This is a genomic window from Streptomyces sp. NBC_01476 (genome assembly GCF_036227265.1).
Taxonomy (GTDB): Bacteria; Actinomycetota; Actinomycetes; order Streptomycetales; family Streptomycetaceae; genus Actinacidiphila.
In genome coordinates this window covers 316,957-329,968 of sequence record NZ_CP109446.1, presented here as the reverse complement: position 1 = coordinate 329,968, position 13,012 = coordinate 316,957, and the positions used below count along the sequence as shown (strand labels likewise).

Genomic DNA, 13,012 nt, shown 5'->3' with positions numbered 1-13,012 from the left:
GGCCGCCTACCGTTGTGTCGTCGGTTCCCGCGGCGCGGCGGTGCGGGCCGCGCCGAACGCCGCCTCGAAAGCGGCCCGGACGGGCGCGTCCGGCTGCCCGTCGAGCACCGCGAACACCACCTCGTCCACCGCGCGGGCGAACCGGCCGTTCCCGGTGAGCAGCGCCGCGAAGGCCGCGGCGACCCTGGCCGGATCGTTGCGGAACACCCCGCAGCCCCACGCGCCCAGCACCAGCCGCCGGTAGCCGCCCCCGGCGGCCGGCCGGGAGGACTCCCCACCCGTGTCAACCGCCGCGGCCACTTCCAGCACCCGCTCGGCCCGCGCGTCCAGCGCGGGCCCGATCTCCGCCACCCGCTCCGGCATCGTACGCGCGATCACCCCGGCGTTCGGCGCCGGTGAGGTGAGGAAACCGGCCCGGAACGGCACCTCGAGCAGTGCCCCGCGGTCGTCACGGAAGACCGGCACGGCGGGGGAGTGGATCACCCGGTCGCTGTAGAAGGCGGAACGGTGCGCACGGTGATGGGCATAGAACTCCGGCGCCCGCAGCAGGCACGGATGGAGCGCGGAGGCACGGTACAGCGCCTCTTCCTGGGCCTGTGCCCCGTTGACGTAGCCGCCGCCGGGGTTGCGGGCTGAGGCGAAGTTGAGCACGGCCACCGGCCCTCCACCGGCCTCGGCCAGCCGCCGGGCGGCCTCGGTGCTGCCTTCCGCGGTCACCGTGATCCGGGCGCCAGGGCCGCTGTCCCGGCCGGCCGGCACCGCCACCGGCGCCGGGCCGTACAGCCGGGTGCCGGCCGCCGCGGCCTCGACCGCCGGGCCCAGTTCGACCCACCGCCCGCTGGGCGCGAGGTAGCCGCCGGCGGCCATGATCTGCTTGTTCTGCCCGGCGATGTTCCGCAGTCGCGCACTCATGGCGGCAAGCCTACGGGCGCCCCGCCCGCACTGGCCCGCGGATATCGCCCTCGGGCCAGGTCCTTTCCCGGCGGCCGGAGTGCCTTGCAGGCCGGTGGGGACGCCGGTGGGCTTCCGTCAGGTCGCCCGGCGGGCCAGCCAGGCGTCCTCAGCCGCGTAGTCGAACCAGTCGCCATTCTCCCGCGACAGCCGGGCCGGGAACGGGAACACCTCGGTCCAGTCCTTGCCGTCGAGCGCCTTCACCAGCCCCGCCACCGTCTCCGGCAGCGATTCCTGATACGTCGTCACCGCCCGGTAGCCCAGCTCCCGCCGGGCCGCCGACATGTCGAGGACGATCGGGTAGGGCGACCCCCCACGGGCTGTCACCCACCGTCGCCGCCGTCGTAGGCCACACAGTCCACCAGGACGTCGCAGCCGGCGCCGAGCGCGGCGGCCAGCGCAGCGTCGTCGGTGCGGTCCACCCGGACGGTGCGGACGGTGCCGGGCCACTCCTCGGCAGCCCCGCCGGCCCGCGAGGCCGCGGTCACCTGCCAGCCGTCGGCGGCGAGCGCGCGTACCGCCTGCCGGCCGATCTGCCCGGAAGCGCCGATCACGAACGCGGTTCCTGTCATACCGCGACGCTAGGCGCTCCGCCGCCACCGGACCAGGCAGTTCGCCCTGCGCGGATCCGCCCGCGGCGCAACCGCCCGGTCAGGAGGACTTGCGCCGCAGCCTCGCGCCCAGCCCGCGCTGCGCCTGCTCGGCCTTGACCTCGCCCGCGTAGCGGTCGACGTACTCCTGCCCGGAGAGCTCCATGATCGCGTACATGATCTCGTCGGTCACCGACCGCACCGCGTACCGCTCACCCTCCATACCGGCGAACCGGCTGAAGTCCAGCGGCCGCCCGAAGCGGATCGTCACCCGGCCGAGGCGCGGGAACTTCCGCCCGGGCGGCTGGAGTTCGAAGGTGCCGACCATCGCGCACGGAACGACGGGCGCTCCCGCCCGCAGCGCCATCACGGCGACTCCGGTGCGCCCCCGGTAGAGGCGGCCGTCGTGGGACCGGGTGCCTTCGGGGTAGATGCCGAGCAGTTCCCCCCGGCCCAGCACGCCGAGCGCCGCGTCGATCGCCGACTCCGACGCCCTGCCGCCGGTGCGGTCCACCGGGATCTGGCCGACACCGCGGAAGAAGGCCGCGATCAGCCGTCCTTTGATACCGGGGCCGGTGAAGTACTCCGCCTTCGCCAGGAAGGTGATCCGCCGCGGCAGGATCGCCGGCATCACGAAGTGGTCCGAGAACGACAGGTGGTTGCCCGCGACGACGGCGGCGCCGCTCTCCGGGATGTTCTCCAGGCCCTCGATCCGCGGCCGGAAGAACAACCGCAGCAGCGGTCCGAGAATCACGTACTTCAGTACCCGGTAGAACACCGCGACCCGCCTCCCCGACCGGTCCCGTGGCGCCCGGCTGCGCTGCCCCGGCGGTCCGGTGCCACGGCAGAGTAGTGCCCGCACACCCACCGTGACCAGTGGCGCACGCCGCCGGTCCGCCGAACGCGCCGGCGGATAAACCGCGTGCGCCATGAGACGGCGGCTGCCTACAGTTGGCCGTGCCGCGACAACCGGACACAGGTGGTCGGCGAAGCGCAGTACGGGCCTACTTCGACTCATAATCGGCAGGTCGCGGGTTCGAGCCCCGCCCGGTCCATGGGGCCGGTAGCTCAGATGGCAGAGCAGCTCGTAGCTCGTACGACGGGTACTCGCCGGCCTCCTGTGTCCAGTTGCGCATCACCGTCCGGCCCGGCGGCCGGACCGACAGCCGGAATTCAGCCTCGCGAAGCGCGGTACGGGTCTCCTTCCGGGGAGAACACGGGACACCGTGTTCGATGAGCCGACCGCACCACAGCACCCGTACGCCAGGTACTCGCGACGCTCCTCCCTCCTCTCCGTCGGTCCGCCGGCGTACCGGTCCGTCGTCCTGCCCACGTGAGGAGAGCACCGGCATGAGCAAGTTCGCGCTGCGCCGCCGCGCACCCACCGGACCCGTCACCACCGACGGCCGTACCACCACCTTCGAGGGCGGCGCCGCCTTCACCCGTGACGCCAGGAGCGACCTCTTCCTCTTCGCCGCCGTCAACATGGCCGGCGAGGACACGTACTACGAGCAGGCGGGCGACCGGGACCGGCGGTTCCGCGACCTGGTGCACAGGGCAACAGCCCACGACCCGGACTGGGTGGCGCGCTTCGTGCCCTACCTGCGCGGCGAGATGGGCATGCGCTCGGCCGCGATCGTGGTCGCCGCCGAGTCCGCGCTGGCCCGCAAGGCCGGCGCCGCCACCGAACCGGCCGTGCCGGTACGGAAGATGGTCGCTGACGCCCTGCTGCGCGCGGACGAGCCCGCGGAGTTCATCGCCTACTGGAAGGCGCGCACCGGTACGGTGACGCTGCCCGGTGGTGTGCAGCGCGGTGTCGCCGACGCGGTGGCGCGGCTCTACACCGAGCGGGCGGCGCTGAAGTACGACGGCGTCGCGTCCGCGTGGCGGATGGCGGACGTGGTGGCACTCGCCAAGCCCTCTCCGGTCGGGCCGTGGCAGGCAGACCTCTTCGACTACCTCGCCGACCGGCGGTGGAAGCGCGCCACGGTCCGGGTCACCGACCGGCTGCCGGTGCTGACCGCCTACCGGGCCGCCATGGCGATGCCGCCGGCGGAACGCCGGGAGTGGTTCCTCGCCGACCCGGACCGGCTGGGCCGCGCCGGGATGACCTGGGAGCAGCTCTCCTCGCTCGGCGCCATGGACGCCGAGGCATGGGCGGCGATCGTGCCGCGGATGGGGCTGATGGCGCTCACCCGCAACCTGCGCAACTTCGACGAGGCCGGACTGCCGGACGAGATCGCCGGACAGGTGGCGGCCCGGCTCTCCGACCCCGAGCAGGTACGGCGCTCCCGGCAGTTCCCGTACCGGTTCCTGTCCGCCTACCGGGCGGCGCCGTCACTGCGCTGGGGCCACGCCCTGGAGCAGGCGCTGCTCGGGTCGACCGCGAACATCCCGGCGCTGCCCGGGCGGACCCTGGTGCTGGTCGACACCTCCGCCTCGATGCGCACCCCGGTCTCGGCACGCGGCCAGGTCCGGCACGCCGACATCGGCGCGCTCTTCGCGGTGGCGCTGGCGGCCCGTGGCTGCCAGGTCGACCTGGTGGGCTTCGCGGACGGCGCGTTCGGGCACCGGCTCCGGTCTGGCGGCAGCGTGCTGCGGCAGACCGAGGAGTTCACCGCGCGGATCGGTGAGGTCGGCCACGGCACCGCACTACCGGCACCACGACCGCGTGGTGGTCTTCTCCGACATGCAGGCTTTCGCCCACCCGGGCACGGGCGCGCACGGCCTGTCGGTGTCGGAGGCGATCCCCGCCACGGTGCCCCTCTTCGGCGTCAACACCACCGGCTACGCGGGCTCTTCGCTCGACACCGCCCGCCCGTACCGCTACGAGATCGGAGGGTTCTCGGACAAGCTGTTCACCCTGGTCGACCTGCTCAGCCGCGGCCGGGACGCCGGGTGGCCCTGGGAACGGTGACCCCGGCGCCGTAGGCCGCGGGGCCGGAGGCGACCGGAGCGTGCCGTGCCCACGAGGGGCCGCTGCCGCGCCGTCGGGTGGGCCCGGCCGTGATCAGCGGCCCGGTCGACGACGTCGAGGTCATCGTTTTCCGCGCCGGTCGCCAGGGCGCCCGCTGCTCCCGGGACCGCCGTCCCGCTGCCCGGCCCGGCTCGGATCAGCGTGGCGGGGGCAGCCGTCCGGCGGCGGGCCCGGAGGAGCGTGGTGGGCCCGGATCAGCATGGTGGCGCTCGGTACACCGGATTCGGCCGGCGGCGCCATCACGCGCTACCACGCGCCGCCGGGCACCTGGTCCGGGCCGTCGCCCAGCGGTCTGAGCCGCCCGGGCCGCGGCGGCACCCACGGCTGCCCGTCCCCGAGCCGGTCACCGGCCGGCCGGCGACCGGTGGGCGGATCCGCCGGGGCAGCGTCCGTGGCGTCCGTGCTGTCCGTGCCGTCCGTGCCCTCCGCGTCGTCATCGTCGTAGGAGTCGAACCACGGCAGGCCGGCCGCGTTGTACGCGGCGCGGTCCACCGGGGAATCAGGCGCCGGCTCCCCGGTGATGGCCCGCCACTGCGCGGCGGTGGCCAGATGGACGAAGACCCGCCCGGAGGGCTGCTCGCGCCAGTCGGCCGGCGGCCGCTCGTCCCGGTAGACCTCCTGCCGCATCCGGCCGCCGGTGCCGAGGCCCGTCACCGGCGGCGCCCTGACCGGGTCCGGCGCGGGCGGCGGCACCGGCCCGGCGCCCGGGACCGCCGGCGGGAAGGCGGGCGCCGCCCCCGCCCCGTACCAGGCCCCGCGCGTCCGCTCCCGCTGGGTCTCCTCCCACTGCTCCAGTACCTCGGCGCGCAACTCGAAGACCTGCAGGCACACCCCGTCCCAGACCTCGTCGCCGGCGGCCTGGCCCGCCACCGTGCCACCGGGCCCGGGGGGCAGCGCCACGAACTGCCGGATCGTGCCCTGCCCGGAGTTGATGCCGTCCAGCCACGGCTGCCGCGGCAGCACCACGTAGTTCTGCGGGTCCTGGGACAGCCGGTCGCTCCACGGCCGCCCGGAGATCGCGCTCACCTTGCCCACCCCCACCTGGAGGGCGGCAGGCGCCGTCGAGGAGAAGCTCAGCCACATGGCCTCACGCCGGTACACCGGCAGCAGCACCCCGCCGTGCTCCAGCCACGCGGCCGGCACCCGCTCCGGGTGCTCCGCCACCCGCCGCAGCGGGAAGCCCCCCAGCCCCGGCGGCAGCGGGTGCGTACCGGTCTCCGGCAGGCGCAGGGTCCGCATGAAGCGGACCGTCACCCCGCCGGGCAGCTCCAGCGCCGCACCTGAGACCCGCACCTGTCCGCCCATCGAAGGGCCCCCTCTCGTCAGCCGCGGCTGCGCGCCTCCAGCGATGCCAAATAGGCGTTGTACGCGACGAGTTCGGCGTCACCGTCCCGGTCCGCCGCCCGGTCCGTGCGGCGCGACTGACGCTGCTCGGAGGTGTACCACTGGAAGAGCAGCACCACCAGCACGATCACCGACGGGACCTCGCTGAACGCCCAGGCGATACCGCCCGCCGTGGTCTGGTCGTTGAGCGGATCGATCCCCAGCGACGCCGCCGGGTGCTCGAAGGTGCTGATCATCGGCTCGCTCGCCATCATCAGCGCGATCCCGAAGAAGGCGTGGAACGGCATGCCCGCGAACAGCTCCAGCATCCGCATCACATGGCCCGGCCGGTGCGGACCCGGGTCGACTCCCATGATCGGCCAGAAGAACACCAGTCCCACCGCGAGGAAGTGCACCATCATCGCGATGTGCCCGGCCGTGGTCTGCATCAGGGTGTCGAAGAGCGGGGTGAAGTACAGCCCGTACAGGCTCGCGATGAAGAGCGGAATGGTGAACGCCGGGTGCGTGACGTACCGCAGGTACCGGCTGTGCAGCAGCTTCACCAGCAGCTCGCGGGGGCCGAGGTGGCCCCGCTCGGCGGCCGGCAGCGCCCGCAGCGCCAGGGTCACCGGAGCGCCCAGCAGCAGCAGGATCGGCGAGAGCATGCTGAGGATCATGTGCTGCACCATGTGCACGCTGAAGACGACCATGCCGTAGTCGTTGAGCTTGGTGCACATCGTCACGCCGACCGTCAGCACGCCCAGCACGAAGGCGATCGTCCGGCCCACCGGCCAGCGGTCGCCGCGCCGCACCAGCCGCAGCACTCCCCAGCCGTACAGCACCAGCACCAGCGCACAGCCGGCCAGGAAGAACGGATCGCCTCCGCTGAAGGCCAGACCCCGGCCGAGCGTGAACGGCGGCAGATCCATGTGCATGCCGTGTCCGCCGTGATCCATCCGCCGCTCCTTCAACCGTTGTGCCCGCACCAGAGTAGAACCGCCCCCGGCCGGGAATCCGGGCGGGGGCGGGCAAACGGTCCGTAAGCGTCCTGAGGTGTCCGGTCCGGAAAGGACAGGCCCTCAAGCGGTCCGGGTCACAGCACGCACTCGGCTTCGACGTAGCGCTCGGCCGGCACCGTCTTGAGGTGCTCCACGGCCTCGGCGAGCGGGACCAGCTGGATGTCGGTGCCGCGCAGCGCCGTCATCATGCCGAACCGGCCGTTGTGCACGGCTTCCACCGCGTGCCAGCCGAAGCGGGTGGCGAGCACCCGGTCGTACGCGGTCGGGGTGCCGCCGCGCTGCACATGGCCCAGGATCACCGGCCGGGCCTCCTTGCCGAGCCGCTCCTCCAGCTCCACCGAGAGCTGGTTGGCCACCCCGGAGAAGCGCTCGTGGCCGTAGATGTCGGTGGCCCCCGACGTGAAGTCCATGGTGCCCGGCTGCGGCTTGGCGCCCTCGGAGACGACCACGATGGCGAACTTCTTGCCCGCCTCGAAGCGCGCGCCGACCACCCGGGCCAGCTCCGCGACGTCGAACGGCCGCTCCGGCACCAGGATCGCGTGGGCACCCGCGGCCATGCCGGAGTGCAGCGCGATCCAGCCGGTGTGCCGCCCCATGACCTCCACGATCAGCACCCGCTGGTGCGACTCCGCGGTGGTCTTCAGCCGGTCCAGCGCCTCGGTGGCGACGCCGACCGCGGTGTCGAAGCCGAAGGTGACGTCGGTGGAGGTGATGTCGTTGTCGATGGTCTTGGGCACACCGACGATCGGCAGACCCGCGTCCGACAGCAGCCGGGCCGCCTTCAAGGTCCCCTCACCGCCGATCGGGATGATCGCGTCGAGACCGAGGTCCCTGACGTGGCCCTTGGCCTGCTCGACCCCGCCGCGCAGGTGCGCGGGCTGTACCCGGGAGGAGCCGAGGATGGTGCCGCCGCGGGCCAGGATGCCGCTCACCGCGTCCAGGTCCAGCTTGCGGTAGTCGCACTCGAGCAGACCTCTCCACCCGTCGTGGAAGCCGATCACCTCGTCGCTGTGGTCCACCACGGCGCGGTGCACCACGGACCGGATGACGGCGTTGAGCCCGGGGCAGTCGCCGCCGCTGGTCAGCACACCAATACGCATTGCTCTCGCCACTCCCGCACTGCAACTCAACCGGACGCCGGACCCCGTCGTCCGGATGGATCCCGGCAAGTTTACCGAGCCCCGCTCCCGGCCCTCCACGCCGACCGGACTGCGGACACCTGACGATTACCCGAACTCCAGGAGGCCGCCTCGTAGCGTGACGGCGCCCGGTCGGGGCGGGGCACCGCCGCGGCGGAGCCCGCTCAGGCGGGCTGGACCGCCGCCGCGATCCGCTCGGCGCGCAGCGCCTCGTACCACTGGTCGTCGACCGGCGGCAGCGCGTTGACGTCCAGTGCCAGCTTGATCAGCAGATCGGCGATCTGCGGATTGCGGGCCATCACCGGGCCGTGCATGTACGTGCCGAACACGGTGTCGTTGAAGGCGCCCTCGGTGCCGTCACCGGTGCCGTTGCCCTTGCCGATCCGCAGCCGCGCCAGCGGGCGGGCCGTCGGTCCGAGGTGGGTGATGCCCTGGTGGTTCTCGAAGCCGGTCAGCGGCGGCAGGCCGAGCCGCGGGTCGATGTCCGCCAGCACGTCACCGACACAGCGCTCGCCCTCGCCGCGGGTGCTCACCACGTCCAGCAGGCCGAGCCCCGGCTCCGGACGGCCCAGGTCGTTGATGAACTCGTGGCCGAGGATCTGGTAGCCCGCGCAGACCGAGAAGACGATCGCGCCGTTGGCGACCGCCCGGCTCAGCCCGCCGTCGCGGCGCAGCCGCTCGGCCGCCAGCCGCTGCGGCCGGTCCTCGCCGCCGCCGATCAGATAGATGTCGCCCGAGGTCGGGACCGGCTGGTCGGAACGGACGTCGACCCGGGTCACCGGCACCCGGCGCTGCTGGGCCCGCCGCTCCACGACCAGTGCGTTGCCCTGGTCGCCGTAGGTGCTCAGCAGGTCGGGGTAGACCCACACCAGGCGCAGGCTGGACTCACTCATGCGTGCTTCTCCTCGGGGTCGTCGGCGCCGCGCGGGCCGGGGGTCAGTTGCCGACACGGCGGCGCATGTCCTGGAAGGCGGTGTAGTTGGCGATGGCCTCGATCCGGCCCTGCGGCGCAGACCGTACCGCCTCGTCCAGATCGGCGCAGACCCGGAACTGCAGGCCGGCCACCTCAAGACGTACGGCCAGGTCCAGCTTGCGGTCGCCGATCACCATGATCGGGTGCCCGGCCAGCCGGGTGTAGTCCACATCCCACAGCCAGGAGGTGTCGGTGCCGTCCGCGCCCCGGGCGTTCACCGACAGGATCACCGGGGTCGGCGGGCCGTCGATCAGCGAGAACGTCTCCAGCCAGCCTGCCGGGTTCTTCGCCAGTAGCAGCCGCAGTTCGCGCTGCTGGTACGACACCACGTCGTACCGGCCGGCCACCGCCTGGACCTTGTACATCCGCTCCAGGGCGATCTTCGGGTCGACGCCGAAGGCGGCGGCCGCCGCGGTGGAGACCGCCGCGTTGGACTTGTTGGCGCGGCCGGGCAGTTGCAGGTGGATCGGCCAGGCGACACCGTACGGGTCGACGACATGGTCGCCGGAGAGCGCCCAGGTGGGGGCCGGGCGGCGGAAGCCGCACTCGGCGCAGAACCAGTCCTCGGACGGGCGCTGCAGCACACCGCCGCAGGACGGGCAGGACCAGGCGTCGTCCTTCCACTCCTGGCCGGCCGCCACCCACACCACGGTCGGGCTGGACGAGGCGGCCCAGGTGATCAGCGGGTCGTCCGCGTTGGCGATGATGATCGCCTCGGAACCGGCCAGCCCCTCGCGCCACTTCTCGGCGAGCATCCGGGTCTCCGCCGCCCGGTCCAGCTGGTCGCGGGAGAGGTTGAGCAGGGCGATGGCCTTGGGAGCGACGTCCCTGGCGACTCCGGCCAGGTACTTCTCGTCCACCTCGATCACGCCGTAGCGGGCCTCGGACCCGCCGGCCAGCGCGGAGGTGATGCCGGCCGGCATGTTCGCGCCGAGCGCGTTGGAGACCACCTCGCCGTTGGCCCGCAGCGCCTCGGCGAGCAGCCGGGTGGTGGTGGTCTTGCCGTTGGTGGCCGAGACCAGCACCACGTCCAGGTGCCGGGCGAGCCTGGCCAGCAGGTCGGGGTCGAACCGCAGTGCGACCTTGCCGCCGATCACCGACCCGCTGCCCTTGCCCGCCGCACGCGACACCGCCGCCGCGGCCTTGCCCGCCGTCACGGCCAGCTTGGCCCGCGGCGACAGCGGCTCCGAGTTGCCTGCCATCGTCCTTGTTCCTCCTCGACTCCGGCCCCGCCGCTCACCTCGCGGCGGCCGGTCCTCCGCCCCTGTCCGCCGCCTCGGCGGCATACAAGTTCCGGTTACGGCTCAGCCTATCGACATCACGCCCCGCCGCCGCACCGCGCCGCCCCGATCAGCGTTTACCCTGTCCGCCATGCGATACGGCCAGATCCCCGGCAGCACCGGCACCGTTCACCGGATACGGCGGCTCGGCGACGCCGCGCTGCACCGGCCGTGCGCGGAGGTCACCGAGTTCGGCGCTGAACTCGCCCGGCTGGTGGAGGACATGTTCGCCACCATGTACGCGGCCGGCGGGGTCGGGCTGGCCGCCAGTCAGATCGGCGTGGGCCTGCGGGTCTTCGTGTACGACTGCCCCGACGACGAGGACCGCCGCCACCTCGGCCAGCTGGTCAACCCCGGGCCGGTGCGGGTCGGCGGTGTCACGGTCACCGGGGCCGAGGGCTGCCTGTCGCTGCCCGGCATCGAGTCCGGCACCCGGCGGTACGACGAGGCGGTGGTGGAGGGCTTCGACCTCACGGGGGAGCCGGTGACGGTGACCGGCACCGGGTTCTTCGCCCGCTGCCTGCAGCACGAGTGCGACCACCTGGACGGGACGGTCTTCACCGACCGGCTGCGCGGGCCGCGGCGGACCCGCGCGCTGTGGGCGGCCCGCCGGGCGGCCAGGACCGACGCCTAGGGCCGGCGGGAGCCGGCGGGTGCGGGGGCGCTCACAGGCCCTGGCTGCCCGCACGGTCGCCGGCCGCGGCCAGCCGGCCCCACAGCAGATCCGCCAGGCTGCGTACCAACTGGTCGCGGGAGACCGGGCGTTCGCCCAGCCACCAGTCGCCTGCCGCGTACATCATGCCGACGATGCCGTGACCCCAGGCCCTGGCGACCATCCGGCTGTCCGGGCCGAGGTCGAGCCGCTCGGCGATCACCTCGGCGAGGTCCTCGCCCAGCCGGCGCAGCAGCGGCACCTGGTGGCGGCCGACGTCGAAGCCCTTCTCGCCGTCGGCGGAGGGGGTCTCGGCGGGGTGCATCAGAAAGCGGTAGACCTGCGGCCGGGTCTCGATGGCCGACAGGTACGCGTGCAAGGTGGCCTCCACCCGGTCCCGGCGGTCGCCGGGGGAGTCCAGTGCGGCGCGCAGGGTGGCGAGCAGGGCGTCGGTGTGGCGCTTGGCGAGCGCCCGGTACAGGCCGCTCTTGTCGCCGAAGTGGCGGTAGAGGATGGGCTTGGTGATGCCCGCCTCGGCGGCGATGGCGTTCATCGACGCTTCCGGGCCGTCCCGCAGCACCACGCGCTCCGCGGCTTCGAGCAACTCCTGGCGCCGTCGCTCGGTGGCCGTGCGCTGGTCCTGCCGCTGGCCGGTCTCCACCCGCGCCTCCCAGGTGTTCGAATGCTGGTGATCTGCGCAACGTAACACCCCGCGGGGGCCGGTTCGCCCGCCGGGAGTGGAGTTGACATTCCTTACCAGAGGGTAACAGACTGCCGTTACCGCAAGTAACAAGCACGTGGAGGGGACGATGGGCGACTTCTCGCTCGAACTCAACGACGACCAGCAGTCCGTGCGCTCGTGGATCCACGGCTTCGCCGCCGATGTGATGCGCCCGGCCGCCGCCGAGTGGGACGAGCGCGAGGAGACGCCGTGGCCGATCATCCAGGAGGCGGCCAAGATCGGGCTGTACTCGCTGGACTTCTACGCGCAGCAGTTCTTCGACCCCACCGGGCTCGGCATCCCGATGACCATGGAGGAGCTCTTCTGGGGTGACGCCGGGATCGCGCTGTCCATCGTCGGTACCGGACTCGCGGCCGTCGGGGTGCTCGCCAACGGTACCGAGGAGCAGATCGGCACCTGGGTGCCGCAGATGTACGGCGACGCCGACGACGTCAAGGTGGCCGCCTTCTGCTCCTCGGAGCCGGACGCCGGCTCGGACGTGGCCGCGATGCGCACCCGTGCGGTCTACGACGAGGCCAAGGACGAGTGGGTGCTCAACGGCACCAAGACCTGGGCCACCAACGGCGGCATAGCCAACGTCCATGTGGTGGTCGCGGTGGTCGACCCGGAGCTGGGCTCCAAGGGCCATGCCTCCTTCGTCGTGCCGCCGGGCACCCCGGGCCTGTCGCAGGGCCAGAAGTTCAAGAAGCACGGCATCCGCGCCTCGCACACCGCCGAGGTGGTGCTGGAGGACGCCCGCGTCCCCGGGCACTGCCTGCTCGGCGGCAAGGAGAAGCTGGACGAGCGCCTCGCCCGGGCCCGCGAGCGCGCCCAGGCCGGGGGCGAGCGGGTCAAGAACGCGGCGATGGCCACCTTCGAGGCGTCGCGCCCGGCCGTCGGCGCCATGGCGGTGGGCACCGCGCGTGCCGCCTACGAGTACGCGCTCGAATACGCCTCCACCCGCGAGCAGTTCGGCCGGCCGATCATCGACAACCAGGGCATCGCCTTCCAGCTCGCCGACATGCGCACCCAGATCGACGCCGCCCGGCTGCTGGTCTGGCGCGCTTCGTGGATGGCGACCGCGGGCAAGCCGTTCACCTCCGCCGAGGGGTCGATGTCCAAACTCTTCGCCAGCGAGACCGCCAAGAAGGTCACCGCCCAGGCCGTCCAGATCCTCGGCGGCAACGGCTTCACCCGTGAATACCCGGTGGAGCGGATGCACCGCGACAGTGCGATCTACACGATCTTCGAGGGCACCAGCGAGATCCAGCGGCTGGTCATCGCCCGCACCCTCTCCGGCCTGCCGATCCGCTGACCCCGCGGCCCGCCGCGCCCTGCCTCGATTCGCACACTCCGTAACAAACCCGGCGAACCGGCTGCCACCGGT

Annotated in this window: 13 protein-coding genes and 1 tRNA gene; 4 read left to right on the top strand and 10 right to left on the bottom strand. The window is 73.0% G+C overall.

Translation table 11 applies throughout. The features are described from left to right. Positions 1-6 precede the first annotated feature (6 nt). From OG552_RS01365 to OG552_RS01350, 4 genes are all read right to left on the bottom strand, one after another. Entirely contained in the window at positions 7-912 is a 906-nt protein-coding gene (locus OG552_RS01365; protein WP_329128829.1) for a TIGR02452 family protein, read from the bottom strand. 117 nt (positions 913-1,029) lie between these two features. After that, positions 1,030-1,278, bottom strand: coding sequence for a hypothetical protein (locus OG552_RS01360; protein ID WP_329128828.1), 249 nt, complete (start codon positions 1,276-1,278; stop codon positions 1,030-1,032). Next, positions 1,275-1,523: an NAD(P)H-binding protein gene (locus OG552_RS01355; RefSeq protein WP_329128827.1), complete on the bottom strand. Its 249-nt coding sequence runs from the start codon at positions 1,521-1,523 to the stop codon at positions 1,275-1,277. Before OG552_RS01355 ends, OG552_RS01360 begins: the two co-directional genes overlap by 4 nt. A 79-nt stretch (positions 1,524-1,602) precedes the next feature. Beyond that, on the bottom strand, positions 1,603-2,319 hold the full coding sequence (locus OG552_RS01350; protein ID WP_329128825.1) for a lysophospholipid acyltransferase family protein: 717 nt from the start codon (positions 2,317-2,319) through the stop codon (positions 1,603-1,605). A 218-nt stretch (positions 2,320-2,537) separates the two neighbouring features. Here OG552_RS01350 and OG552_RS01345 point away from each other — a divergent pair. Together OG552_RS01345 and OG552_RS01340 are read left to right on the top strand one after the other, a co-directional pair. Next, positions 2,538-2,596, top strand: a tRNA-OTHER gene (locus tag OG552_RS01345). Positions 2,597-2,891: 295 nt separating this feature from the next. Next, positions 2,892-4,472 (top strand): TROVE domain-containing protein, encoded by a 1,581-nt coding sequence (locus OG552_RS01340; protein ID WP_329128824.1) that lies wholly within the window; start codon positions 2,892-2,894, stop codon positions 4,470-4,472. Positions 4,473-4,764: 292 nt separating this feature from the next. Here OG552_RS01340 and OG552_RS01335 read toward each other — a convergent pair whose 3' ends face one another. The 5 genes from OG552_RS01335 to OG552_RS01315 form a co-directional block, all read right to left on the bottom strand. Further along, positions 4,765-5,823, bottom strand: a complete 1,059-nt coding sequence (locus OG552_RS01335; RefSeq protein ID WP_329128823.1) for a hypothetical protein — start codon at positions 5,821-5,823, stop codon at positions 4,765-4,767. Positions 5,824-5,840: 17 nt separating this feature from the next. Beyond that, positions 5,841-6,797 (bottom strand): cytochrome c oxidase assembly protein, encoded by a 957-nt coding sequence (locus tag OG552_RS01330; RefSeq protein ID WP_329128822.1) that lies wholly within the window; start codon positions 6,795-6,797, stop codon positions 5,841-5,843. A 137-nt stretch (positions 6,798-6,934) separates the two neighbouring features. Then, positions 6,935-7,960 carry a 6-phosphofructokinase gene (locus OG552_RS01325; protein ID WP_329128821.1) on the bottom strand — a complete coding sequence of 342 codons (1,026 nt, stop codon included), beginning with the start codon at positions 7,958-7,960 and terminating at the stop codon, positions 6,935-6,937. Positions 7,961-8,163: 203 nt separating this feature from the next. Beyond that, complete coding sequence (locus OG552_RS01320; protein WP_329128818.1) at positions 8,164-8,892, bottom strand: type 1 glutamine amidotransferase; 729 nt, start codon at positions 8,890-8,892, stop codon at positions 8,164-8,166. Positions 8,893-8,935: 43 nt separating this feature from the next. Next, the gene (locus OG552_RS01315) at positions 8,936-10,174 is read right to left on the bottom strand and encodes a MurT ligase domain-containing protein (RefSeq protein WP_329128817.1); all 1,239 of its coding nucleotides are present in this window, start codon (positions 10,172-10,174) and stop codon (positions 8,936-8,938) included. A gap of 169 nt (positions 10,175-10,343) precedes the next feature. Between OG552_RS01315 and def the strand changes: the two genes are divergently transcribed. After that, positions 10,344-10,886, top strand: a complete 543-nt coding sequence (def, locus tag OG552_RS01310; protein ID WP_329128815.1) for a peptide deformylase — start codon at positions 10,344-10,346, stop codon at positions 10,884-10,886. Between the two features lie 31 nt (positions 10,887-10,917). Here the strand turns inward: def and OG552_RS01305 are convergent, their stop codons facing one another. Further along, the gene (locus OG552_RS01305; RefSeq protein WP_329128814.1) at positions 10,918-11,565 is read right to left on the bottom strand and encodes a TetR family transcriptional regulator; all 648 of its coding nucleotides are present in this window, start codon (positions 11,563-11,565) and stop codon (positions 10,918-10,920) included. A gap of 148 nt (positions 11,566-11,713) precedes the next feature. Here OG552_RS01305 and OG552_RS01300 point away from each other — a divergent pair, with 148 nt between their 5' ends. Continuing rightward, positions 11,714-12,940: an acyl-CoA dehydrogenase family protein gene (locus OG552_RS01300; protein WP_329128812.1), complete on the top strand. Its 1,227-nt coding sequence runs from the start codon at positions 11,714-11,716 to the stop codon at positions 12,938-12,940. Positions 12,941-13,012: the final 72 nt, after the last annotated feature.